The organism is Ruegeria sp. B11, assembly GCF_056539785.1.
Genome location: NZ_JBQFVO010000001.1, coordinates 1474829 through 1499785, shown reverse-complemented (window position 1 = coordinate 1499785; position 24957 = coordinate 1474829). Strand labels below are relative to the sequence as shown.

Below are 24957 nucleotides of genomic sequence, written 5' to 3'. Positions count from 1 at the left end.
CCTCAGGTGGTCATATTCAATTTTTGTTGTCTTGGAAACACTTTATCCCATCCATTGCGTCAGGAACACGGGCTCTCACGATGTTGACACCGCGTGTGCGGATGATTTGAACAGCCTTCTGAGGTTCTATAGTCTTGGACGCAGCTACGAATTGGATGCGATATACGATGAAAATGAATGTTCTGGCCGGGCTGATTTTGGTGATTTGGGCGGCGATGCTGGCCAGTGCAACCGACGCGGTTGCGCAAACTTCGCTTATTCCGGGATACCCAATAGGATCAAGCGAGGAAACCGGTTCTTCAAGCTCTGCCGCTGACAGCGATCTGGCGGCGGCCATTCGATCCGCTTCCGAGGCGGGCGCAAGCGTAATCGTAATCGACAGCGCCGGGCAGGTTGTATCGGCAGCGGGCAATAGCGCCGACGCGACGCCAGAGGCAGATAGCATTGATCACATGGCTGAGGGTTCTCAGCTGATGAAGGCGCAAGAGCGGTTCTCAAAGTTCCGGGATTCCGTACGCTCGCGGATGGAGGCGCTGCCCTATTCGGTCTTTGAGGTCCAATACATCCTCAGACAGACCAGTCCGGACGGGCGGATTCAGACCTATGTCGAGGTGTTGGTCCTGAACGTGTTGTTCCTTTTGCTGGGGCGATGGTTGTCGATCGAAATCTACGGCAAGCGCATCGCGAAGCGTTTGGTGGTTGCGCGCATCAAGGAAAACCCGGTTGGCTATCGTGAAAAGATGCCTTTCCTTGTGTATCGTTTCGTGATGGGCATTGGCGGAACGATCTTTGCCATGCTCATGGCGCTGATCGTTGGCTATCTGTTCTTTGGTGAAGCGGAAGACATATCAATCCAGTTTACCGTTACGGCAATCTTTACCGCATTTTTCCTTTCGCGCACCGTCTCGGACTTGTGGCGGATGGTTCTGTCGCCTTACCTTAGCCAGTATCGCTTGCCGCCTTTTTCAGACCGGGACGCCAAGCGCCTGTATGTTTGGGCGTCAGCACTGGCGACCTATGACATCTCGGTTGTTCTGTTCTCGACATGGGTCGCGGATTTTGGGCTGAACTATAACGTCTATGCCATGGTCTATGGTAGCCTGACGCTGATCGGGGCGCTGGGCAACATACTGATGATCCTGTTCAATGCACGCGCGATCTCGAACGCTATTCGTGGCGGGCGTGCTCCGGATCAGGTGTCTTGGATACTGAAGTTCATCTCTTTCGCCTGGGCGCCGGTTCTGGTGCTTTATATGGTGTTCAGCTGGTTCAAACTGGCCGTTGATCTGGTGCTTGAGGTTCAGGATTCGATCCCGATCGTGGCCAGCAGCTATGCCATCTTTATGTCCGTCGTCGTGGCCTACGGCGCGATGAACTATCTGCTTGAAAGGTATTTTGATCGCAATCGCAGAATTGAGGTGATGAATGCCGACGCAGAAGCGGCTGAGCAGATCGAGGATGAGCTGGTGGCTGATACGCCGCAGGCCGAAAAGCGCAAACACGCCATTCTGACGTACGAAGACCTTGCCCGTCGTGTGGCAGGAATTCTGGCCTTTGTGGTGGGGCTCTATGCGCTGGTAGTGATCTGGAACCCGCAGGCCAATTGGTCGGATGACTTGCCGATCGAGCGGGCGCTGGATGTGATGGTGATCCTGTTTATGGGTTACATTCTGTTTCACTTCTTCCGCGTCTGGATAGATAGCAAGATCGCGGAAGAGACGGATGACGGCGGTGCTGAAGCCGAGCTGGGCGACGAAGGAGGCGAAGGCGGGCAGAGCCGTCTTGCAACTTTGTTGCCTCTGTTCCGCGGGGCCATTCTGGCTGTGGTCGTTGTGACCATCGCGCTGATTGTATTGATGGAACTGGGGATCAATGTCAGCCCGCTGTTTGCCGGTGCAGGTGTTGTGGGTCTGGCCGTTGGTTTCGGGTCGCAAACCTTGGTCCGCGACATCTTCTCGGGTGCGTTCTTCCTGATGGATGATGCTTTCCGAAAGGGTGAATACATCGACATTGGTGATGTGAAAGGGACGGTCGAAAAGATATCGGTCCGGTCCTTCCAACTGCGCCACCACCTTGGTGCGCTCAACACGATCCCGTTTGGAGAGATCAAGGTTCTGACAAACTATTCCCGCGACTGGGTTATCATGAAGCTGCCGTTGCGGGTGACCTATGACACCGATGTCGAAAAAGTGCGGAAGCTGATCAAGAAGCTGGGTCAAGAGCTGCTGAGCGATCCGGTGATTGGTGATAACTTCATCCAGCCGCTGAAATCGCAGGGTGTGATCGAAATGCAGGATTCTGCAATGATTATCCGGGTCAAGTTTATGACCAAGCCGGGCGATCAGTGGCTGGTGCGCAAGAAAGTCTATCAGGATATTCGTGAGCTGTTTGCCCGTGAAGGCATCCGGTTTGCGCATCGGGAAGTCACCGTGCGACTGGCGGATGACAAAGAGGCCGAGGACCTGACTCCCAAACAACGCGAGGCTGTCACAGGGGCCGTTCAGGCCGCGATTGACGAAGACTATCTGGACGATATCGGCCCCGGCGGTGGTGATGATCGCTAGGAGGGCTCCCGCCCCTTTGGTTTGCGTCTCTGGCGAGACGTCAACCAAAACGTTGGGCCGGGCCGCGCGTCCCGCGCGGCGGCAGCTTTAAGCGGTAAGTGACGGCCAAGTGGGCTGCGAAGTTCCCAGTTTGGACGCAGGCAAAGCCCAGTGCATCTTTGCGGATCCAACGGTTAGCGCCGGCTTCAATCGATAGCCGGGCCCCCACCCGGAAGGTTCGAGCGCATCCGCATAATCGACAGGCAGCGCCTCGGTAATTTCGTCACCGGGATCGCTCTTGGCGAGGGTGGCCAGCAATTCGGCGGTGCGCGCCAGCGAGAGCCTGGCATCCATAACAGCGTGTCCAGATGCGGCTTCGGCGAGCGCCGAGAGCAGGGCGGCTGCCATCAAGTAACCAGTTGCGTGATCCAGTGCCTGAACGGGTAACGGAGTTGGCTTGTCGGCCCCCGCCCAACCCATCCCTGCATGTGCGATTCCGGAACTCATCTGTACAAGGCTGTCAAAACCGCGGCGCGCTGCCCAAGGTCCTTGCCAGCCATAGGCGTCTAGCGTGACTTCAACCCTGTTGGGGGCGAGCTGATCCCGCGTGTTTTTACCCAGACCGAGTGCGTCCAAAGCGCCGGGCCGATACCCGTGGACAAGTATGTCCGCTTGGGCCAGCAGCTCTTGCAGTTTTGCTTTTCCATCGGGTGATTTCAGGTTCAGATAGGCGCAGTGCTTGCCGAGAGAAATGTCAGGAATGACGCCAGGTTCATCCCAGCCGGGTGGATCGATCCTCAGGACCTCGGCGCCAAAACCCGCAAGTGTTCGTGTCGAGACTGGCCCGGCCAGAATGCGGGTCAGATCGAGCACACGCAGCCCAGAAAGAGGTCGCGCGGCAGTCGCCTGAGGCCGATCACGTAGTTGAATATTGCGTGGCCCCTGCCATCCGATCAACGGCTCGCGGGCCAATATGCGTCCTTGCGGATGGTCATGCCACTCAGAGCGGCTGCGCATTGCGGCAGCGACGCCGCCCTCGGCGACAATCGCGGCTTCCAGTTCAGAGATGCTCCAATCCCGAACTGCGCGCGATACCAGCGCACGGTCCGGCGCGACTTGCAAAACACTAAGGGCGGCGGCGCGATGACTGGGCAGGTTGGTGTGCAGCCTGATCCACCCATCAGAGGCCTGATAGTCACCAGCAATCGCGTCCCAAAGGCTGGGCATATCCCACCCTTTGGGTTTGAAGGAAAAGCCATACCACAAGGAGGCCAGTCGATGATCTACGGCCACCTCCAGAGGTGTAGGCGCCAGGTTCAAGGCTGTCACAAGGCGCGACAGCTCCTGCCCGACTGCCGCAAAACTGGCCGTCGCCAGTTCCGAGACCGCAAAGGCGCTGGGCCGCGCACCCGCCCCGTTGACTCTGTAGGTGTCAGTTGAGGGGAGGGCGGACAGCAAGCTCATTGCTGATAGGGGTCAAGACTGTCGCGCAACCCGTCGCCAAGGAAGTTGAAGGCCAGCACCACGACGATGATCGGTAGCATCGGAATTGCGGTCCATGGATAGATCTCGATCGAAGCAAGGTTCTGCGCATCGTTCAGCATCACGCCCCAACTGACCGCCGGGGCGCGCAGCCCAAGGCCAAGGAAACTGAGGGCGGTTTCACCCAGGATCATCGCAGGAATTGATAGCGTGGCCGAGGCAATCAGATGCGACATGAAATTGGGTAGCAGGTGCTTTCGGATCACACGACCCGAACTTGCGCCCATCATCTCGGCCGCGCGTACGTATTCCTCTTCTCTAAGAGACAGGAATTTTGCGCGGACAGATCGGGCAAGGCCTGGCCAATCGAGAATACCGAGGATGATCGAGATGATGAAGAATACCGCGACCGGGCTCCAATTTGATGGCACCGCGGCGGATAAGGCCAGCCAAAGGGGAAGTTCCGGCAGCGAGCGCAGGATTTCGATCACGCGGTTGATGGTCCAGTCGATGCGCCCTCCGAAATACCCGGCCATTGATCCGAACAGGATGCCGAGGAAGAAGGAAACCGAAATGCCGATCAGGCCCACTGTCAGCGACAGTTGCGCGCCATATAGGATGCGGCTGAATACATCGCGGCCCAGACGGTCCGAGCCCCACAGAAACAGCGTGGCCCCTTCGGGTGCGCAAAACAGGTGCGTATCGGATTTGATCAGCCCTGCGAGTTTGTATTCTGACCCTTCGCAGAAGAACCGGATTGGGCGCGGATCTTCCGTGTCAGCGACGAATTTCCACTGGAAAGTTTCAAGGTCCGCCTCTGCAACTATTGGATAAATGTAGGGGCCGATGAACTTCCCCTCATGAAACCAGTTGACCGACTGGGGTGGAGCGTACAGGTGCTCTCCGTTCCGGTCATTGGGGCCGTAGGGGGCAATAAAGCCCGCAAAAGGCAGCATCAAGTAGCAGAGCAGCAAGAAGAGGCCAGAAATCAGACCCAGCTTGTGGGTCCTGAACTTGCGCCAGACCAGCACCCAATTAGGGGCATCGAGATCTGCGCGCTCAAGCTGCTGAATAGAGGCCTGCGGGTCAAATGGTGCGTCGTCGACATAGCGACCATCGGGTTTATCGGTCATGCTTCGCGCCCCTCGTAACGAATGCGCGGATCAAGCATGACCAGCAGGATATCGGAAATCATGGTGCCGATCAGGGTCAGCAGAGCCACGAACATAAGAATGAAGGCCGACAGGAACTGGTCCTGCGTTTTCAAGGCAGTCAGCAGGGTCGGGCCGATTGTTTGCAGACCCAGAACCACCGAGACCAAAACCGACCCGGAAACCATCGAGGGCAGCAGGTTTCCAATGTCGGCGACAAACGGGTTGAAGGCCACGCGCAATGGGTATTTCGTCAGCATCCGCGATGGGGACATGCCCTTGGCGATTGCTGTTTCGACATAAGGTTTCCCTAGTTCATCCAGCATATTGGCGCGCAGGCGCTGCATCATGGCCGAAGCACCCGAGGTTCCGATGACGAAGGTCGGAACGATCAGGTGGACAAGGATGGATTTCAACTTGTCCCAACTCATCGGTTGTCCCTCAAAGGAAGGGTCCATCAGGCCGCCGATGGGCAGGTTGAAATAGCGATGGCCATAGTAGAATAGGATCAGCGCCAACAGGAAGTTCGGGGTCGCAAGACCCAGATAGCCTACAAAGGCAGAGGTATAGTCGATCCACGTCCGTGATCTGGCCGCAGCGATGACCCCCAATGGTAGAGCAACGGCATAGACGAATAAAATGGCAGCCAGATTGACCACAACCGTCAACCAGAGCGTATCGCCCACGATCTCGCGCACGGGGCGGTCAAATTCGAAGGACCAGCCATAATTGCCCTGTAACAGGCCCTCGAACCCATGCGGTCCGGGCCAGAAGCCCATCCAGATCAGGTACTGCTCGGGCAACGACCGGTCCAATGAGTATTCCTTGCGCAGAAACTCGGCCTTGGCGACACCGGCGGACTGTCCTGAAGCCTGTAGTTCGGCGATCTGGTTGCTGAGATAGTCGCCGGGGGGCAGGTTGATGATCACGAAAATCAGAACCGACACCACCAGCAATGTCAGCAGCATCGTGAAAAAGCGATACACCGCGTAGCGCAGCATGACCATTTAGCTGCTCCTGAATTAGTCGGCGAAGAAGAACTCGTCGGGACGGTGAATGCCGAAGTGTGCGCCGGGTTCCCATGCCCACATGGCCTGCTCAGGCACATTGCGCAGGCGGTTCGACACGACAATAGGCTGCGGTGCGCCGTTCAGGATTCCGATCGCATAAAGCTGGTCGGCGTGAATTTTCAGCATCTCAGACCAAACAGCGCTGCGTTCTTCATCCGTGGAGGCGATTTCCCAATCGTGGGCAAGCTTCATGAGAAGTTCGGCCTCGGGCATGTCTGGTGGTTCGCCCGACCCTCCATTTGTCTGATAGTATTGGCCCCATTTAGGCCACGCCAGAAAGACCTGATCGGTCGGGGCGAGATAGGCCGGCGATGTGTGGCTTTGCGGAATGCCGTCATCCCAGCCGAACCAGACCGACGCCATTGTATTGCCCGAGAAGACCCGGTTGCGCAGAATGTCTCGATCCAATGGTCGCATGACCAGTTCGACTCCGATCTCACGCCAGGTATCCGTGACGATCTGCAGGGCGTTTTCAACCTCTTGCCGCTCACCTGCGGTTTCGATGATCAGCTCCATCGGACGCCCGTCGGGCAACAGTCGGATACCATCTTTGTCACGCTCGGTCAGCCCAGCCTCATCAAGCAGAGCATTCGCCTTGTCGACGTCATACTGTGCCCAAGCCTGCGCATTCGCTTCGTCGTAGAAGGGCGATGCGGGCAGAACCGACATCGCGCCGGGTTGGGCCAGCTTGAAATAGAGCGCCTGATTGATCGTCTTGCGATCAATGGCGAGCGACAGTGCCCTGCGTACACGTACATCGCGCAGAACCTCGCGCCACGCATCGTCAGTGTAGTTCAAATTGGGATAAATCGCGATCTGCGACGCGACGCCTGTTTTCCACAAAAGCGTCTTGTATCCACCTTCAGCCTCGCCCTTTTTCAAGATCGAGGCATCGCGGAATGCCAATCCGCGACCTTGCAAGTCGGTTTCACCCGCATTTGCTTTGGCCGCGACCAAACCCGGTGCGACGATTTCCATTTCGACTACGTCGATATAGGGCAGCTGAACCCCATTTGAATCCACCCGATGGTAATAAGGGTTACGGACAAAGTTGTGCCGGATTTTCTTGCCCGAACTTGCGTTGAGCCATGGCTGCAACGTCGGCAGTTCATGATTGTCGTACTTATATAGATTGTCCAACTTGTTATGCAGCGCCGCCCAGCTTTTTACCCGCGCATCTTCGACCTTGAATGCCAGTTCTTCGGGGTCCGCAAACTTCTCGTGATATTGCTTAAGGAACTCAGACGGTCGATAGATAAAGGGCGGCCGCGCCTGAGCAAGTGATTGCAGGAAATTCGGGTTGGGGTCATCCCATTCGAATACAACTGTTGTTTCGTCGGGGAAGGTGACGGTGGGTGTTTTGCCTTCAACCAGCAGGAAATCTGGTGGGCCTGAAGGGCTGAGCAATTCGTTGTTGGCCACATCCTCCCACCAATACCGGAAGTCTTCGGATGTGAACGCGGATCCGTTTGACCATTTGTGGCCGGGTCGCAGGTTCAAAGTAAATTTGCGATTGTCTTCGTTTTCGAAAGAAGCCAGCAAATCCGGGACGATGTTGTAATCCTGATCGAAGCCCACAAGCCTTGCGTAGCCATAGACCACCATTTGCCGAATATCTTTGGACCGGGTGACCATCGTGCGCAGTGTACCGCCGGGTACGCCGAATTCGCGACCTTTGGCGGCTAAGTCCACGATCAGTGGATCTTGCGGAATACGTTCAGCAACCGGTGGCAGGTCACCGCTTTCAACCTCGGTTTGCCAGAACGCGTTTTCCTGAAGATTAGACGGAATTTCTGCCACAGCGGGCAGCATACCTGCGATGGCCAGCGACGCGGCCAGAATCAATCGGTGAGTGGTCTTAAACATGGCAACGTACCTTATGGCCGGGCTCCAACTCTACCAAAGAAGGTATCACGGTGTCGGAAAATCGAAAGGCGTCATCCCAACTGTCGGGCGAACCGGCACCAAGCGCAACCAGTTTCAGATCAATCGGGCGATTGATATCCGGTTCGGGCTGGGCGGCAATCAGTGCCTTGGTATAGGGATGACGTGGATTGTAGAACAGAGTTTCGGGTGGGGCTTGTTCCACCACAAGACCCCGGCGCATGACGGCGACCTCGTCGGCAATGCGCGCGACGACGGCCAGATCATGTGAGATGAACAGGTAAGACAGGTTCAGACTGTCCTGCAGTTCTTCGAGCAGGGTCAAAATTTGCTCTTGAACGGATACATCCAGTGCCGAGGTTGGCTCGTCACAAACAATCAGCGCCGGGTCCAGCATCATCGCGCGGGCGATAGATAGGCGCTGTCGTTGTCCACCAGAAAACGCATGCGGATAGCGTTTGAGCATATCGGCATTCAGCCCGACCCGCTGCAACATCGCGGCCGCTTTGTCGCGCTGCTCTGCCACGGTGCCGAGGCGGTGTATCTCCAACGGCTCGGTCATGGCATCCTGAATGCGCATACGGGGGCTAAGAGAGCTATAGGGATCCTGAAACACCATTTGCGCCTTGCGCTGAAACGCGGTGCGTTCGGTCCGTGTCATACTGTGAACCGTTATCGGTTTGGAATCCCTTGTTGTTCTGAACAGAACTTCGCCGCCCGGGTCGGGCAGTTCAGCGCCCAGAGCGATTCTGGCGGCGGTTGTTTTGCCAGACCCGCTTTCGCCAACGATTGCAAGCGTCTTGCCGCGCGCCAGCTTCATATCTACGCCCCGGCAGGCATGGATCAGTTTGTCGGCTTTCCAACCTTTGCTCGATCGCATCGTGTAGGTCTTTGAGACCCCGGTCATCTGCAGAATTAGGTCCTCGTCGGGCATCGGTATGCCGACGGCATCCTGATCGGGTATCTCAGGCGCAGCGTCGAACAGCTGCTGCGTATAGGGGTGCGCCGGATCGTTCAGAATTGGTGCTGCCGGGCCAGCTTCCATCACGCGGCCTTTGTGCATGACGACCACCCGCTCGGCCATGTTAGCAACTACACCCAGGTCATGGGTGACAAGGATCAGCGCCATACCGGTCTCGCGCTGCAGCTCTTTGATCAGCCCAAGAACCTGCGCTTGGGTGGTAACATCCAGCGCTGTGGTTGGCTCGTCCGCGATGAGCAATTCAGGCTTGGACACCATCGCCATGGCAATCATGGCGCGCTGGCGCATGCCGCCGGACAGCTCGAACGGATAGCTGTCGTAGGCGCGGGCAGGGTCGGGGAAACCAACCCTCTCAAACTGGGTCAGAACTTCTTTGCGGGCCTGTGCATCGGATGCGCCGCGATGCAACCAAAGAACTTCGCTGACCTGATTTCCGATTTTATGAAGCGGTGACAGAGATCGCATCGGTTCCTGAAAAATCATAGAAACCCGATTGCCGCGAATACCACGCATCTGTCTTTCACTCAGTTCGATCAGATTAGCGGTGCCTTTGGAATCGTTCAGCGTGATCGTTCCGCTACGGATCTGGGCGGTACGCGGCAGAATACGCAGTGCAGCGCGACAGGAAATCGTTTTGCCCGAACCGGATTCTCCAACCAATGCAAGTGTCTGCCCGGGTTCGACCTCGAAGCTGACATCTTGGACAACGGATGGACCCGTGCCAAAGCCGATGCTGAGATCCCGAACGGACAACAACGCACTCATGCGGGTTTTCCACCCGTCTGGCCGCTAGAAAACATCGGCTTTGTGAACTCCCTGTCTTTTTTGAGCAGTTTCGCGCGGTTGGGGCGGCGTAGTCAAACACCTTCTTCACCCGAATTGTCGCGGAATCGTGAAACTCGGGCCGTATGGCTACACAAAGTCTTGAGTTTTTGCCATCAAAGGCGCAATCGCCCCCCGACTGGTGTCGAATGATTTTGAAAGAGGTGCCCCGTGTCCGAGCAACAAAGCCGATTGGATCTGTTCATTGACCGAATGGTCTCGCAACGTGCTTGTCTGGACTTTGCCATCGCGCAGACCACGGGGCAGCCTGGTCCGGTTTTTGAGCTGGGATTGGGAAATGGGCGCACATATCACCACATGGTTAAGCACATTCAGGACCGTCCCGTTTATGTTTTTGAACGGGCCGTTGCGTCTCATCCCGATTCGACACCGCCCGATGATCTGGTGATTCTCGGTGATGTGCGCGAAACATTGCCTGCTTCGGTCACGCGATTTGGCGCGTCAGCCAGTCTGATCCATGCCGATCTTGGGGGACACAACCGGCAAAAGAATGATGCTTTTGCCCGCCTCGTCTCACCTTTGATCGAACCGCTTCTGGCGCGGGACGGACTGATGGTTTCCAGCGATCGTATGTATTTCGAAACACTGACCGAGGTGCCGCTGCCAGAAGGGGCGGTCGACGGGCGCTGTTTCATCTATCGGCGTTGATCTGCCGTAGGGTCACTGTGTGATCCGACTCGCGCTGTAGTACCGGGCCGGTCTAACGTCTGAGGCGTGAAGCTTTGGAGGGGACCGTCAAAAATGCTTTTCTACGATTGCTCGACCGCGCCAAGCCCGCGCCGTGCTCGGATGTTTATCGCGGAAAAGGGGCTGAAGATTGACACCCGCGATATCTCAATCGCCAAGGGTGAACAGCTTAGCGATGCTTTCCGGGCTGTGAACCCTGGTGCAACGATTCCTGTGCTTGTTACGGATCAAGGTACCACGCTTACAGAAAATCTTGGCATCGCCACCTATCTCGAGGCGCGCTTTCCGGAACCTGCCTTGATGGGGCAAACGCCGGATGAAAAAGGCGAAATTCTGATGTGGAATGCCATCGCCGAACAACAATGTGGCGCACCAATCGCGGAAACTTTGCGCAACACCCATCCTTCGTTCAAAGGCCGCGCGATCACCGGGCCTGCAAACCACGCGCAAATCCCTGAACTAGCGCAGCGGGGGGCTGAGCGGGTGCGTGCCTTCTTCGATTTGCTTGAGGCCCGTCTGCAAGTGAGCGGTTTCGTTGCGGGTGACATGTTTTCACTGGCCGATATCACCACATTTGTGTTTGTCGATTTCGCACGTGTCATCAAGATGCGTATCCCAGAAGAGAACACGGCCACACGCGCCTGGTTTGATGCCGTTCAGACACGCCCGAGCGCCCGGCTTTAAGCTGATCCGGGTGCTGTCCCTCGAACTGTACAGAAATGTCTAGACAGAAGTGAACAGTGCCTCTAGCGTCCTCTGCGAGTCATGCAGGGGAGCGCAGGATGAAATCTCAGTATCGTGTCGTAGTCATCGGTGGCGGCGTTGTCGGCGCCTCGGTTCTGTACCATCTCGCCAAGTTTGGCTGGTCAGATGTGGTCATGCTGGAAAGGCGGCGTTTGGCCTCGGGGTCTTCGTGGCACGCGGCGGGAGGCATCCATGCGCTGAACGCAGATCCGAACATGGCGTCGCTGCAGGCCTATACGATTGATCTGCTCAGCGAGATCGAAAAAGAGTCGGGTCAGAATATCGGCCTGCACATGACCGGCGGCCTGACGCTGGCGGGCACGCCCGAACGGTGGGAGTGGCTGCAGGCCAACTACCGCATTTTTCAGTCCATCGGCATTGACGACTGTGAGTTGTTGTCGCCAGAGGAGGCGCAGAAACGCTGCCCGATCATGTCCACCGACGGCGTGCTGGGCGCGATGTGGGCGGATCGCGAAGGTTACATCGATACAACCGGTACGGTTCAGGCTTATGCAACTGCGGCCAAGAAACGTGGCGCGGAATACTACGAAGAAACCAAGGTCGAAAGCCTGACACAGACTGCGGATGGTTGGGAAGTTGTGACCGACAAAGGCACTATCACTTGTGAACATGTGGTCAACGCTGCTGGCCTCTGGGCCAAACAGGTGGGGCGCATGGCCGGAGTGGAGCTGCCGGTTTCGCCGCTGAAACACCACTATCTGATCACCGATACGGTGCCTGAGGTGGCCGAGGCGGATTTCGAGATGCCGATGACGGTTGATCTTGAAGGCTTCACCTATATGCGACAGGACCAGAAGGGCGTTCTGGTGGGCATCTACGAGGTCGATCACGAGCACTGGGCTATGGACGGTGCGCCGTGGAATTACGGTGAAGAATTGTTCCAGGAACAGCTCGACCGGATCGAGAACGAGCTGACGCTGGGCTTTGAACGGTACCCGTCGATCCAGAATGTTGGCATCAAAACATGGGTGAACGGCGCGTTCACCTTCTCACCCGATGGCAACCCGCTGGTCGGTCCGGTCCCAGGCAAGCGCGGTTATTGGTCAGCTTGTGCGGTGATGGCCGGATTCCTGCAGGGTGGCGGCGTTGGTAAGACGCTGGCCGAATGGATGATCCATGGCGATCCTGAGGCCGACGCATGGCCTATGGACGTGGCGCGCTATGGCGATTTCGCTCAGAACAAACGCTACATCCGCGAAACAACCGGTCAGTTCTATTCCCGTCGTTTCGTGATGACTTACCCGAACGAGCAACTGCCCGCAGGTCGCCCGCTGAAGATGGCCCCAGCCCATGATGCAATGACCGAGGCGGGGTGCAAATGGGGCGTCAGCTGGGATCTGGAAGTACCGCTTTACTTTGCGCCCAAGGGCTTTGAAGAGACGCCGACGCTGAAACGCTCGAATGCGCACGACATCGTGGCTGAGGAGTGCAAAACCATCCGCGAAGGCGTGGGACTACTGGATATCTCGGGCTTTTCGCGCTTCGAGGTCACAGGCCCAAATGCCGAGGCTTGGCTAGACAGGATCATGGCGTCGAAACTGCCTGCACCGGGGCGTGCCAAACTGGCTCCAATGCTGGGTGAGAACGGTCGCCTCAAGGGTGATCTGACCGTGCTGAACTGGGGCGACGGGACCTGGTGGATCATGGGCAGCTATTATCTGCGCGCATGGCATATGCGCTGGTTCAATGATCACATGATGGACGCCGTGAATATCCGCGATCTGGGCGAGGAATATTGCGGTTTTGCCGTGGTTGGGCCGAAATCGCAGGCTGTGGTCGAGAAACTGGCCGAACAGGATATCTCGGGCCTGAAATTCATGGGCTGCGGCGACTTTGATATCGGTCTGGTGCGTGCCCGTGTGGCGCGTATGTCTGTGACGGGCGAAAAAGGGTATGAGATAAACTGCCGCTATGGCGACCATATCAAACTGCGCCGGATGCTGCTTGAGGCTGGGGCCGGGGACGGTATCCGCGAATGCGGATTCAACGCGATGCTGTCGACGCGGCTTGAGAAGAGCTTTGGTATCTGGTCTGCAGAGTTCACTCAGCTTTACACGCCAGGCATGACCGGAATGGATCGCTGGATCGACTGGAACAAGGATTTCGTTGGCAAAGAGGCTGCGCTGGCTGAACGCGATGGCAACGGTCCGGCGCAAGTTCAAGTGACGCTTGAGGTTGATGCGCTGGACGCAGATGCCAGTGGGTATGAACCGATCTGGGCTGGGGATGAGCGCGTTGGATTTGTGACTTCGGGTGGCTATGGCCACTACACGGGCAAGTCGCTGGCCATGGCTTTGGTCGACCGCGACAAGGCTGAACCAGACACCGAGTTGTCGGTGCATGTGGTCGGTGTCGAACGCCCGGCCCGCGTGATTGCGCCGTCGCCCTATGACCCGCTGGGCAAAGCGATGCGAGGTTGACCATGTCGGACTTGGGCCAAAGACGCCGACGGCGCGGGCGCGGGACCGATGTCGCCCCGCAATCTAGTCGCGAGGTGAATTATCGCCAGTTGCGCAATCCGTTTCCACAGATGGAAGTGTTCCCGACGGATCAGATTGCAGATATGCACGACACCGCATTGCGCACACTGGAAGAGTTGGGCGTGAAAGTTCTATTGCCCGAAGCGCGGCGAATCTACGCGCAGGGTGGCGCCCGCGTGGATGAAGACAGCGAAATGGTCTTCATCGGGCGGGATATGGTTGAGGCTGCGGTGGCCTCAGCTCCGAAATCCATCGGCTGCCGGGCGGGCGCGCGGCACCGGGATTTCACTTTGGAGCTGGGCTCTTTGGTGTTCCAACCCGGGGCTGGCGCTCCAAACGCGACCGATCTGGAACGCGGTCGGCGGCCAGCGAGTGGGCAGGATTATCTGGAGTTCCTAAAGCTCACTCATCACTTTGATGTCTTCCAGATGATCTCACCGCAGGTCGAACCGCAGGACGTGCCAACCAATGTGCGGCACTATTTCACCACACAAGCGCAGATGGAGCTGACGGATAAGTTCCCGTTCTTCTTCTCGCGGGGCACGCCGCAAGTGATGGACTGCTTCGAGATGCTCTCAACGGCGCGAGGTCTGTCTGACAAGGAGTTCCGCGCTAACGCCCATTGTTACACGATTATCAACACCAACAGCCCGCGGACGCTGGATATTCCAATGGCTCAGGGGCTGATCGACTTTGCGCGCCATGGTCAGATGTCGATCATCACACCCTTTACCCTGATGGGCGCAATGGCTCCGATCACGGTGGCCGGGGCCATCACGCTGTCCCATGCCGAGGCACTTGCGGCCTTGACGCTGACCCAGCTTACCAACCCCGGTGCGCCGGTGTGCTATGGGACCTTTACCAGCAATGTCGACATGAAATCAGGGGCGCCTGCATTCGGGACACCCTCGCATTTTCAGGCGTCTTTGGCGGCGGGCCAGTTGGCCCGGCATCTGGGCCTGCCCTGGCGGTCTGCGGCGGGGTCTGCGGCAAATATCAACGACGTTCAGGCCGCCAATGAAAACCAGTTCGGCCTGTGGGGCTGCCTGATGGCCGGGGCGACGGTCATCATTCATTCGGCCGGATGGCTCGAAGGTGGCCTGACCGTATCTTTCGAGAAGATGATCTGCGATGCCGAGGTGTTGAACATGGTGGCCGAGCTTTGTGCAGGGGCACAGGCCAATGGTGCAGAGATCGGGTTTGATACTGCGCTGAGCGAGGTTGAACCCAGCGGACATTTCTTCGCCACGAGTCAGACGATGGAGCGCTATAATACCGCATTTTATGAGCCGCACCTGCATGATTACGCAAATTTTGGCACCTGGACCGAGCGTGGCGCGATCGACGCCAACCATCGCGCGACCGGTGTATGGAAGGAAATCCTGGCAAATTTCAAAGCACCGGCATCAGATACGGATCGCCTTGGTGCGTTGAAGGATTTCATAGCGCGCCGTACAGAAGAGGGCGGCGCACCGCCGGAGAGTTGAATGAACACCAAACCCATCCTGCACCGGGACGATCCCGAAGCTGAGCCACTGATTGGTAACGTCAAGGTCACGCGCGATGATTGGCTGAACGTGGCCATGGACGTCCTGATTTCGGACGGGGTCGAGCAGGTGAAAGTCATGAACCTTGCCGAGCGGATGGCGGTCTCGCGCTCATCATTCTACTGGTACTTCAAGTCGCGGCAGGAATTGCTGGATGCGCTGCTGGCGCGATGGCAGGCGACAAATACGGCGGCCTTGATCGCGCAATCCGAATTGCCTGCTGAAACGATCACGGCTGCGGTGTGCAATGTGCAGCGCTGCGTTGTGAATACCGAACTATTTGATACGGCGCTTGATTTTGCTGTGCGGGATTGGGCACGAAGATCGGGAAAGGTGCGGCGTATGCTGGACCAGTCCGATGCCCGTCGCCTGGCCGCGCTGCGCGCGATGTTCATCCGGTTCAACTATGATGAGACCGAGGCAGAGACGCGGGCGCGGGTGCTATATTATATGCAGATCGGATATGATCTGGCGCAGTTAAACGAACCATTGGCGATCAGGCTGTCGATGGTTCCACACTACCTTTATGTTTTTACAGGGGTCGAACCGCGACCCGAGGAAATCACCGAATTCAGCGCGTATGCGAAACGTTTCTGGGAAGGGGCAGGACATGAACCAACCTGACGCAATCATCATTGGCACCGGTGTGATCGGCGCCGCCATCGCGTTCGAGATGTCCAAGGCCGGTTGGAAAACTCTGTCGTTGGATCGCAATGCGCAGGTTGGGCATGGCTCGACCGCTGGCTCTTGCGCGATAATTCGGATGCATTATTCGACCCTCGATGGAACCGCGTTCGCCTGGGAAGGTTATCACTATTGGCGTGATTGGGCGAACTATCTGGGCTTGCCCGACACAGCCGATTTGGCGCAGTTTCGTGAGACCGGTTGTTTGGTCGTCAAGACCGAGGCCAATGGATTTCTTGAGAAACATAAGAAGTACAGCGCCGAACTGGATTGTCCGTTTGAAGAATGGACACCCGAGCGGATTACCGAACGTCTGCCGATCTATTCTCTGGACAGCTTTGCCCCGGCGCGGCGCATGGATGATCCGGAGTTCGGCCAACCGAACGGAGATCGGATTCAGGGCGCAGTGTTCTGGCCGAAAGCAGGCTATGTGACCGATCCGGCCTTGTCGGCGCAAAACCTGATGGATGCCGCCAAGCTGCATGGTGCCGAAGTGCGAACGGGCGCAGACGTGCGCGAAATCCTGTTGCAGCAGTGGCGCGTCGCAGGTGTCAGACTTGCCTCTGGTGAAGAAATCCACGCCAAAGTGGTGGTGAATGTTGCCGGTCCCGGGTCAGCGCTTGTCAACGAAATGGCCGGGGTTCTGGGTGACATGACTATTCAAACCCGCCCGCTGCGGCAGGAGGTGGTGCATGTACCCGCGCCCGAAGGATTTGATTTCGAAACGCAAGGAACAATTGTCTCGGATAGTGATATCGCGCTGTATTGCCGTCCAGAACATGGCAATCATATTCTGATCGGCTCCGAGGATCCGGCTTGTGATCCGCATCAATGGTGCGAAGATGATGTAAGCTATAACCACGATTTTACGGATCAATGGACCACGCAGGCCATGCGTTATGCCCAACGGGTCCCTAGCTTGGGGATACCCTCCAGAACCCGTGGGGTGGTGGATTTGTATGATGCCTCGACTGACTGGATTCCGATCTATGACAAGTCCAGCCTGCCGGGGTTTTACATGGCCTGCGGCACCAGCGGAAACCAATACAAGAACGCGCCGATTGCGGGCAAAATGATGGCTGAACTGATTGACTACGTTGAAGGCGGTGCGGATCATGACGACAAGCCGATGCAGTTTGAACTGCCTTGCATTGGGCGCACAATCGACACCGGTTTCTATTCCCGCAAGCGACCGGTCAATACCGATAGCAGTTTCTCGGTGCTTGGTTAACGCGCCATCGCGCGCGCGTTCTCATAGCTTTCTTCCCGTACTGGACCGAAACCGCGTATCTGGTCCGCAGCTGACAGCACGTCCAGCCACTCGGTCTCGGAATGGGCGGAGGGGTTTGTCAGATACATGTCCAACAGCGATTGGTACCAGTTTAGGATATCTCGATGCAGTCGCGCTTCGGAGTGATAGCCGAAGGGGTTCAGGACCGAGCCACGCAAACCACGTAGACGGGACAGTCCCCGCAGAACCGGGCGCATCCATGGACCCAGTGCAAACTTGAGGGGGCGGCCCCGTTCGTCCTTGCGCCAGCTGAGCATTGGCGGGGCGAAGTGGTAACTGGTTTTGAAATCTCCCTCGAACTGTTGCTTCAGTTCGTTGTCGAAGTTTTGGGACGTTTGCAGCCGGGCCACTTCGAACTCGTCCTTATAGGCCATGAAGCGGAACAGGTTACGGGCTACGGATTCTAGAAGATCGTCGGATATTTTCGGGTTCGACGCGCGGATTGCTTCAATCTGTTGCGCATAGCGATCCGCATATGCGGCATCCTGATAATCTGTCAAAAACGCCACCCGACGCGCAATCACCTGATCCAAGGTGCCGTTTGCCTCTTCGGGTAGTGCCAGCCCGTGAATGCGGTCGGGGTCAGCCGCCAGACAACGCCCAAGAGCAAAGGCCAGCCGGTTTTTTTCGACGGCAACACCGTTCAGCAAGATGGCCTGAGCCAATGCAAGGTGCGATACCGGAACCAGCTCGTTTTGCCATGCATAACCCAGCAAAATGACGTTGGCGAAGACGGAATCCCCCAGTAGCGCCTCAGCTATTGCATTTGCGTCAAGGCTGGCGAGATTGTCCACCCCAACCACATCTGCGATCGCCTGTTCCCGCTTATCGACCCGCAATTGGGCATCGCGACGCAGGACAAGATCGCCGGTGGGCATCTCAGCCCTGTTCAGCACAACGCGTGTCCCGCGGGCATAATGAGCTGAGGCTTTGGGGGCCGAACTCACCACCACATCACAGCCAATCACCGCATCCGCAGCGCCTTGATCTATGCGTACTTGGTTAAGCGCATCCGGAGCTGCGCCAAGGCGGATGTAACTGAGTACCGTGCCGAATTTCTGCGCAAATCCGGTGAAATCCAGGACCGAGGCACCTTTGCCTTCCAGATGCGCGGCCATAGTGATCAGGGCCCCAACCGTGACAACCCCAGTGCCACCCACGCCTGTCACAAGCAGATCAAACGGTGTGTCCAAAGATGGAAGCTTTGGGTCCGGCAGGCCTGTTTCAAGCGCATTGAAGTCCATTTCGATGGCGCGCTTTCGTCGGGTTGCGCCCTCAACGGTCACAAAACTCGGACAGAACCCGTTCAAGCACGAAAAATCCTTGTTGCACGAACTTAGATTGATCTTGCGCTTGCGCCCTAGCGGGGTTTCTCGCGGCTCAACGCTCAGGCAATTCGATGCGACCGAACAATCGCCGCAACCTTCGCAGACAAGATCATTGATCCAGACGAACGTCGAGGGGTCCTCCATTGTCCCACGCTTGCGGCGGCGGCGTTTCTCGGTGGCGCAGGTCTGTTCATAGATCAGGACCGTGACTCCGGGTATGTCGCGCAGTTCGCGTTGCAGGCTGTCCATCTTTGCCCGGTCGTGGAATGTGGTGCCAGCCGGGAAATCGGATCGGTGAAACTTGGCAATGTTGTCCGAGACCAGCGCGATCCGCGCAACGCCTTCAGCCCGGCAGGTTTGGGCAATGCCTGCAACGCTGACAGGTCCATCCACTGGTTGCCCTCCGGTCATTGCGACCGCATCATTGTAGAGGATTTTATAGGTGATATTTGTCCCTGCCGCGACCGCCTGACGGATCGCGAGTGATCCAGAATGGTACCACGTCCCTTCGCCAAGGTTCTGGAAGATATGCTTTCCGCCATTGAATTGTGAGGCCACCACATGGGGTACGCCTTCGCCTCCCATCTGTGCATAGCCGACCGTCTCGCGATCCATCCAAGATGCCATTACATGACAACCAATGCCGCTGGCAGCGGTAGAGCCTTCTGGAACCTTGGTTGATGTATTGTGCGGGCAGCCCGAGCAGAAATAGGGTGTCCGTGTTGCGCCCGGGACGTTGATCACGGGCGGTTCTGTCTCAGTCAGTGCACGCGCTTTGGCAGGCAGGTTTTCTTCAGGGAAGAACGTGTTAAGTCGGGCGGCAACAATAGGGGCCAGCATGAAAGGGCTGAGTTCCCCGGTCCATGGGATCAGCGGTTCGCCATGGCTGTCATATTTACCTACCATCTTATGGGGTTTGTCGCCGGGCCAGTCATAGAAGTATTCTTTGAACTGGCTTTCGATGATGCCGCGCTTTTCCTCGACGACCAGAACCTCGGCCTTGCCTTTCACAAAGCGCAACGCGTTGCGACGGGCCAGCGGCCAGACCATGCCAACCTTGTAGATGTCGATCCCCAAGCGGCGACAGGCGGCTTCATCAAGGTCCAGCAAACGCAGCGCCTCCATGAGATCGAGGTGCCCCTTGCCGGTGGTCACGAAGCCGAACTTCGCACTGTCGATGTCATAAATACGCCGGTCGATGGGGTTTTCTTCGGCAAAGGCCCGAACGGCGCGCAACTTGTGCTGGATGCGGGTCTCGATCTCGGGCGAGGGCAAATCGGCAGTGCGGACGTGCAAGCCGCGTTCGGGCAAGTCGATCTGCGGCAGGGAAAAGCTGCGATCCGGGTGCAGATCGACGGACCGCGCGCTTTCGACCGTTTCCGAGACCGCCTTGAACCCGACCCACGTGCCTGAGAAACGGGACAGAGCGAACCCGTACTCGCCGAATTCCAAATATTCCTCGACCGAGGCTGGGTTCAATGTCGGCATGAACCACGACATGAAGGCCACATCCGACTGATGGGGCATCGAAGAACTGACGCAACCATGATCATCGCCTGCCACGACCAGCACGCCACCTTTTGGCGCAGACCCATATGCATTCCCATGTTTCAATGCATCGCCTGATCGGTCGACACCGGGGCCTTTACCGTACCACATCGAAAAGATGCCCTCGACCTCGCAATGCGGGTCCAAAATGGCCTGTTGCGCACCCAGAACCGCCGTTGCGCCGAGGTCTTCGTTCACGGCGGGCATAAACGTGATGCGATCCGTCTTCAGTCGGTCCTTTGCGCGCCATAGCTCAAGATCCAGCCCGCCCAGTGGCGATCCGCGATAGCCCGAGACAAACCCCGCCGTGTTCAGCCCGGCCTGACGGTCGCGTCGGGCCTGGTCCATCATAATCCGCGCCAGGGCTTGCGTGCCTGTTAGAAAAACCCGGCCCTGCGTCAGGGTATTGCGGTCTTCAAGCCGATAGGTGCGGGGGGAGGGTTCGTGGTGGCTCATTGCTGCGCGTCCATGGGTTTTTGTCTTTGGTGTTCGGTTATTTTAACCCCCCAAAGGTGAATTTCTGTTTCAGATTTTGTGCGAGTTCCGCAAAATATGATATAATTCACCAGATTTAGTTAAAATTACGGATGAATCTTTCTAAGATGACCACTCTTGATGATCGGGACCGCCGCATTCTGACGCTGCTTCAAAATGACAGCCGGGTTTCAAATGCCGAATTGGCAGATGCAGTCGGCATGTCGGCCTCAGCCCTATGGCGCAGGGTGCGCGCGCTGGAAGAGGCTGGGGTGATCGAACGGTATGGCGCTTTGGTGAACCCTGCCGAGATGGGGTTGACGTTCGAAGCAATCGTGCATGTTCACCTGACCCGGCATGACCCGGACAAGATTGTTGACTTCATCCGTGCCGTCGAGATCAGCCCCGAAGTGCAGGAATGCTACGCCACGACAGGTCAGGCGGATTATCATCTGCGTGTCTTGTGCAGGAATCTGTCTGCTTACAACACGTTTCTGGAAGATTTCTTGTTTCGATTACCCGCCGTCGCCAGCGCGCAAACGAATGTCGTGCTGCGGACGATCAAGCGGAACCGACCGGTGGTACCCTGAAGCTTAAGCCGCGAAAGCCACCCAAGCCCAAGCCATGCCAATATAAGTAAGGTTGTGAAACAACTGATCCAGACCAGCGGCACGCCAAAAAGCGGCCTGATTGGGTTGCAACTGTTTGCGGTCAGAATAGTTGGCTTTGGCAAAGTCGATGTGGAAATGCACGATCCATTCCAACGCAGCGATGATCAGTATGAATTCAATCGGGGCGCGAAATAGCGCGAAAATCACGACCGAACCCACAACATGCACAGCAGCATGTTGCGCGCGCCCCATGTGGAAATACGTGCCTCGCCCGGAAAGCATCTTGGGCGTCTGTAAATAATAGTCGGCGAACATGTGTTTGATCTGAAGCAGGCACAGCAACAGAAACACAGCGCCAAAGCTGGCAGGCAAATGAATCCTCCCGATATCGTCCTGAATCAGGAGATTAGGGGGTAAACGCGAAACGCGCAAATGAACTTGTTCACACAACGCAAATTAGGCGCAAATCGGAAATTCATTTGCGTCCGAGGATACGATTGCGGTAAATTCGGCCCGTTGTATTCACGCCAAAATCAGTGATTTGAGCGGCGGATCGTTAGTAGGGGCGGGTTCAATAGAACGATCGATCTTTCAGTTCATCTGGAAATACTCGAAGCGCGACCAGTTGATTTTGCTGGCCGTGACGTCGACCTTGTTTCCTTTGCTTTACCTGACGTTGGAGCTGCCCAAGCGCATCATCAATGACGCAATCGGCGCGACAAGTCAGATTGTCGATGTCTGGGGTTATAGCCTGTCGCAGACCACTTTTCTGATGATCCTGTGCTTTGCCTTTCTGGCTGCGGTGCTGGCGCACGGGCTGATGAAGATGCGTATCAACACCATGAAGGGTGTTCTGAGCGAGCGTATGCTGCGTCGCTTTCGCTATCAGTTGATCAACCGCGCGCTTCGCTTCCCACAACCATATTTTGAGCGGGTCAGTCAGGGCGAAATGGTCTCGATGATAACCGCTGAAAGCGAACCGATGGGTGGGCTGATGGGGGATGCGATCAGTCAGCCCGTGCTGCAGGCCGGACAAATGATCACGATCCTGTCCTTTCTGTTCCTCCAAAGCGTTTGGTTCGGACTGGCCGCGGTGGCGTTGATCCCGCTGCAGGCCTGGCTGATCCCGCGATTGCAACGCCAGATCAATCTTCTGAACAAGAAGCGCATTCAAGAGGTCCGCGTTTTGGCTGCCCAGATCGGCGAGAACGCTGCCGGTGCTTCGACCCTGCGCGCCAATGGCGGTTGGCGTTATCGGCGGGCGATGATCTCGGATCAGCTGGGGCGCCTGTTCGCCATCCGCTTTGAGATCTATCAGAAGAAGTTCTTTATGAAGTTCATCAACAACTTCATATCGCAGCTGACGCCATTCATGTTCTACCTTGTCGGTGGCCTGCTGGTGTTGCAGGGGTCTGTTTCGCTGGGTGCTCTGGTGGCTGCGCTGGCGGCTTACAAAGACTTGAGCTCACCCTGGAAAGAACTGCTGACCTATTATAATCAAACGCAGGACATGTCGCTGCGATGGGATGTTGTGATTGATCGTTTCGCACCGGATGGAATGATTGATGAGGCCCTGTTTGACGGAGAGCCAGCGGATCGTACACATCTGAATGGCGATATCGTACTGAATCAAGTCTCGGTTCGTGATATCGACGGCAATCAGGTTTTGGATGATCTGGACCTGACGTTCCCAGCAGGTAAAACGGTCGGCATTTCGGCCACCAGCGAGGAAGATCGCCATGCGCTGACCGAGTTGCTGACCCGCGAGATTCTGCCAACCTCTGGCCGTATTGAAATCGGCGGCATCAATATGGCTGGCCTGCATCAAAGCGTTGTTGCCCAACGAATAGGTCTAGCAACCTCGCGCCCCATAATGTTTCAAGGCACGTTGGGTGAAAATGTGATGATGCCGATGCGGTCACATCCATTGTCCAAGTCCACGGAGGATCCGGATTTCCCCGAGACGCTGAGGGCAGGTAACAGTGCTGATCCATTCCACGTCGAATGGCTAGATCCAGGATCGGCAGGCTTTGACGATACAGCACGGCTGCGCGATTGGTGGCTGAAACTGATCGATGGCATGGGCTCGGGCGCTGCGTTGTTTCAGCGCGGTGCCGAGCAGGTGTTTGATGCGAATGAACGCCCGGAACTGGCAGCAAAACTGGTCGAATTGCGCCCTCGGGTTCAGAAGGCGGTGCGCGAGGCCGGGCTTGATCAGCAGGCGCTGATTTTCGATCGCTGCGCGTATAACCCTGCGCTACCCGTTGCTGAGAACCTGTTGTTTGCCACCCCTTGTGTTCCAGTGACACGGCAATTGCTGGCACAGCAGACCGTGTTTCTGGGCCAGTTGCGCGAGTTGGGGTTGGATGAAACCCTGATCAGCCTGACACGCGACGTAATTGAGATGCTGCGCCAGATATTTGGGCTTGATGGAACAGATCATCCTTTGTTTCGCAAGCTGGGGCTTGAGGCCCAGACCTACGAGGCCGCGGTTGAATTGGTCGAGCAAACCCGCAAAGAAGGCGCAAACGGGCTGGATGACGGACAATTGGCTAGCTTGCTTTCGGTGCCATTTGTGATCTCGGCCGAGCAGATTGGCCCGGCGTTTTCGGATGAGCTGAAGAACCGCATTCTTGAGCTTCGCCACAGCCACTCGGCCAAATTGCTGGAACCGTTGCACGATGTATTCGTCCCGTTGGATGAAGATGCCTTTGCACCCGGTTTGACGGTCATGGAAAACGCACTGTTTGGCAAGGTCAGCCAGATCGGCGGTGCGCGGACCGACGAGGCGCGCAAACTGATCGTCGATGTTCTGGCCGAGAACGGGGCGCGACCGATGGTGGTGGAACTGATCTATGATGTTCCGGTCTCGATTGGCGGCCAGAACTTGCCTGCGGTATTTGCCGAACCGCTGGCCTTTACCCGCGCTGCGATCAAAAAGCCGGATATTCTGATCCTGGAAACCGCGCTTGCCAGCTATGATATGGAGACACAGGTCGCAGTTTATAAAAATCTGCGTGAATTGCTGCCCGAAACTACTGTAATCTATCTAAATGATGCGTTCGAAAATCCAGATGTTTTCGACATGTATGTTGAAATCCGTCAGGGCCGGGTCGTGACGGGTGAAGGCCCAACCGACGTCGACGGCGACGGTGCGGCGTCTGCCGATCTGGTACGCAAATTGCGTGCGCTTGAGCAGACCCCGTTGTTCTCTGGGCTCGACCGTCGCCAGCTTCGACTGCTGGCCTTTGGTGCGCGCTGGTTCGAAGCGAAACCTGGCCAGGTGGTGTTTCTGAAGGATGATCAGCCAACCGATGGCGCCTATGTCATCCTTGAGGGCGAGGCAGGATTGTACCTGCCGCGTTCGGGCGAGGCCGATCAACTGATCACAACGGTTGGTGCGGGCGCGTTGGTGGGAGAGCTGGGGTTGATCCGAAAAGAGCCTCGGGCGTTGAGCATGGTGGCTGAAACGGAACTGTCCTGCCTACGGATCGGTGAGGAGGAATTTCTGGCGGTCGTCGAGAACGATGCAGCCACAGCCTTTAAACTGTTGCAGGTCATCGCGGGGTATGTCTCGAACTGATCGG

Annotated in this window: 16 protein-coding genes; 9 read left to right on the top strand and 7 right to left on the bottom strand. The window is 56.9% G+C overall.

Annotated features, from left to right (window positions below; translation table 11 throughout):
* The first annotated feature begins 167 nt into the window (after positions 1 to 167).
* Entirely contained in the window at positions 168 to 2564 is a 2397-nt protein-coding gene (locus ACR0I1_RS07520) for a mechanosensitive ion channel family protein (RefSeq protein ID WP_170397663.1), read from the top strand.
* 87 nt (positions 2565 to 2651) lie between these two features.
* Here ACR0I1_RS07520 and ACR0I1_RS07515 read toward each other — a convergent pair whose 3' ends face one another.
* Genes ACR0I1_RS07515 through ACR0I1_RS07495 form a run of 5 tightly spaced genes read right to left on the bottom strand, consistent with a single transcriptional unit; the run spans position 2652 to position 9877 of the window.
* Positions 2652 to 4007 (bottom strand): CoA transferase, encoded by a 1356-nt coding sequence (locus ACR0I1_RS07515; RefSeq protein WP_480705683.1) that lies wholly within the window; start codon positions 4005 to 4007, stop codon positions 2652 to 2654.
* A complete protein-coding gene (locus ACR0I1_RS07510) occupies positions 4004 to 5158 on the bottom strand; it encodes an ABC transporter permease (RefSeq protein WP_170663923.1) in 1155 nt (384 codons plus the stop codon). The genes ACR0I1_RS07515 and ACR0I1_RS07510 overlap by 4 nt, the downstream gene beginning before the upstream one ends.
* Complete coding sequence (locus tag ACR0I1_RS07505) at positions 5155 to 6183, bottom strand: ABC transporter permease (protein WP_170397654.1); 1029 nt, start codon at positions 6181 to 6183, stop codon at positions 5155 to 5157. Before ACR0I1_RS07505 ends, ACR0I1_RS07510 begins: the two co-directional genes overlap by 4 nt.
* A gap of 15 nt (positions 6184 to 6198) precedes the next feature.
* Complete coding sequence (locus tag ACR0I1_RS07500) at positions 6199 to 8112, bottom strand: ABC transporter substrate-binding protein (RefSeq protein WP_480705681.1); 1914 nt, start codon at positions 8110 to 8112, stop codon at positions 6199 to 6201.
* Positions 8105 to 9877: an ABC transporter ATP-binding protein gene (locus tag ACR0I1_RS07495; protein ID WP_480705679.1), complete on the bottom strand. Its 1773-nt coding sequence runs from the start codon at positions 9875 to 9877 to the stop codon at positions 8105 to 8107. Before ACR0I1_RS07495 ends, ACR0I1_RS07500 begins: the two co-directional genes overlap by 8 nt.
* A gap of 228 nt (positions 9878 to 10105) precedes the next feature.
* Here ACR0I1_RS07495 and ACR0I1_RS07490 point away from each other — a divergent pair, with 228 nt between their 5' ends.
* From ACR0I1_RS07490 to ACR0I1_RS07465, 6 genes are all read left to right on the top strand, one after another.
* The gene (locus ACR0I1_RS07490) at positions 10106 to 10603 is read left to right on the top strand and encodes a class I SAM-dependent methyltransferase (RefSeq protein ID WP_170564502.1); all 498 of its coding nucleotides are present in this window, start codon (positions 10106 to 10108) and stop codon (positions 10601 to 10603) included.
* A 93-nt stretch (positions 10604 to 10696) separates the two neighbouring features.
* Positions 10697 to 11326: a glutathione S-transferase gene (locus ACR0I1_RS07485; protein ID WP_170564505.1), complete on the top strand. Its 630-nt coding sequence runs from the start codon at positions 10697 to 10699 to the stop codon at positions 11324 to 11326.
* Positions 11327 to 11424: 98 nt separating this feature from the next.
* Positions 11425 to 13827, top strand: a complete 2403-nt coding sequence (locus tag ACR0I1_RS07480) for a GcvT family protein (RefSeq protein WP_480705677.1) — start codon at positions 11425 to 11427, stop codon at positions 13825 to 13827.
* Between the two features lie 2 nt (positions 13828 to 13829).
* Positions 13830 to 15374, top strand: coding sequence for a trimethylamine methyltransferase family protein (locus ACR0I1_RS07475; protein WP_480705675.1), 1545 nt, complete (start codon positions 13830 to 13832; stop codon positions 15372 to 15374).
* Complete coding sequence (locus ACR0I1_RS07470; RefSeq protein ID WP_170397633.1) at positions 15375 to 16058, top strand: TetR/AcrR family transcriptional regulator; 684 nt, start codon at positions 15375 to 15377, stop codon at positions 16056 to 16058.
* On the top strand, positions 16045 to 17349 hold the full coding sequence (locus ACR0I1_RS07465; RefSeq protein WP_170736580.1) for an FAD-dependent oxidoreductase: 1305 nt from the start codon (positions 16045 to 16047) through the stop codon (positions 17347 to 17349). Before ACR0I1_RS07470 ends, ACR0I1_RS07465 begins: the two co-directional genes overlap by 14 nt.
* On the opposite strand, the gene ACR0I1_RS07460 is transcribed toward ACR0I1_RS07465, so the two are convergent.
* On the bottom strand, positions 17346 to 20741 hold the full coding sequence (locus ACR0I1_RS07460) for an indolepyruvate ferredoxin oxidoreductase family protein (protein ID WP_480705673.1): 3396 nt from the start codon (positions 20739 to 20741) through the stop codon (positions 17346 to 17348). The genes ACR0I1_RS07465 and ACR0I1_RS07460 overlap by 4 nt on opposite strands.
* 146 nt (positions 20742 to 20887) lie before the next feature.
* Here ACR0I1_RS07460 and ACR0I1_RS07455 point away from each other — a divergent pair, with 146 nt between their 5' ends.
* On the top strand, positions 20888 to 21349 hold the full coding sequence (locus ACR0I1_RS07455) for an Lrp/AsnC family transcriptional regulator (RefSeq protein ID WP_170511280.1): 462 nt from the start codon (positions 20888 to 20890) through the stop codon (positions 21347 to 21349).
* A 3-nt stretch (positions 21350 to 21352) separates the two neighbouring features.
* On the opposite strand, the gene ACR0I1_RS07450 is transcribed toward ACR0I1_RS07455, so the two are convergent.
* Positions 21353 to 21742, bottom strand: a complete 390-nt coding sequence (locus ACR0I1_RS07450; RefSeq protein WP_170397621.1) for a DUF3307 domain-containing protein — start codon at positions 21740 to 21742, stop codon at positions 21353 to 21355.
* A gap of 169 nt (positions 21743 to 21911) precedes the next feature.
* Here ACR0I1_RS07450 and ACR0I1_RS07445 point away from each other — a divergent pair, with 169 nt between their 5' ends.
* On the top strand, positions 21912 to 24953 hold the full coding sequence (locus tag ACR0I1_RS07445) for an ABC transporter transmembrane domain-containing protein (RefSeq protein ID WP_480705670.1): 3042 nt from the start codon (positions 21912 to 21914) through the stop codon (positions 24951 to 24953).
* Positions 24954 to 24957 lie beyond the last annotated feature (4 nt).

What these genes read in the sequence shown, in the direction of transcription:
- ACR0I1_RS07520 (WP_170397663.1), top strand. Translation starts at nt 168, where the DNA reads ATGAAAATGAATGTTCTGGCCGGGCTGATTTTGGTGATTTGGGCGGCG.
- ACR0I1_RS07515 (WP_480705683.1), bottom strand. Translation starts at nt 4,007, where the DNA reads ATGAGCTTGCTGTCCGCCCTCCCCTCAACTGACACCTACAGAGTCAAC.
- ACR0I1_RS07510 (WP_170663923.1), bottom strand. Translation starts at nt 5,158, where the DNA reads ATGACCGATAAACCCGATGGTCGCTATGTCGACGACGCACCATTTGAC.
- ACR0I1_RS07505 (WP_170397654.1), bottom strand. Translation starts at nt 6,183, where the DNA reads ATGGTCATGCTGCGCTACGCGGTGTATCGCTTTTTCACGATGCTGCTG.
- ACR0I1_RS07500 (WP_480705681.1), bottom strand. Translation starts at nt 8,112, where the DNA reads ATGTTTAAGACCACTCACCGATTGATTCTGGCCGCGTCGCTGGCCATC.
- ACR0I1_RS07495 (WP_480705679.1), bottom strand. Translation starts at nt 9,877, where the DNA reads ATGAGTGCGTTGTTGTCCGTTCGGGATCTCAGCATCGGCTTTGGCACG.
- ACR0I1_RS07485 (WP_170564505.1), top strand. Translation starts at nt 10,697, where the DNA reads ATGCTTTTCTACGATTGCTCGACCGCGCCAAGCCCGCGCCGTGCTCGG.
- ACR0I1_RS07480 (WP_480705677.1), top strand. Translation starts at nt 11,425, where the DNA reads ATGAAATCTCAGTATCGTGTCGTAGTCATCGGTGGCGGCGTTGTCGGC.
- ACR0I1_RS07475 (WP_480705675.1), top strand. Translation starts at nt 13,830, where the DNA reads ATGTCGGACTTGGGCCAAAGACGCCGACGGCGCGGGCGCGGGACCGAT.
- ACR0I1_RS07470 (WP_170397633.1), top strand. Translation starts at nt 15,375, where the DNA reads ATGAACACCAAACCCATCCTGCACCGGGACGATCCCGAAGCTGAGCCA.
- ACR0I1_RS07465 (WP_170736580.1), top strand. Translation starts at nt 16,045, where the DNA reads ATGAACCAACCTGACGCAATCATCATTGGCACCGGTGTGATCGGCGCC.
- ACR0I1_RS07460 (WP_480705673.1), bottom strand. Translation starts at nt 20,741, where the DNA reads ATGAGCCACCACGAACCCTCCCCCCGCACCTATCGGCTTGAAGACCGC.
- ACR0I1_RS07455 (WP_170511280.1), top strand. Translation starts at nt 20,888, where the DNA reads ATGACCACTCTTGATGATCGGGACCGCCGCATTCTGACGCTGCTTCAA.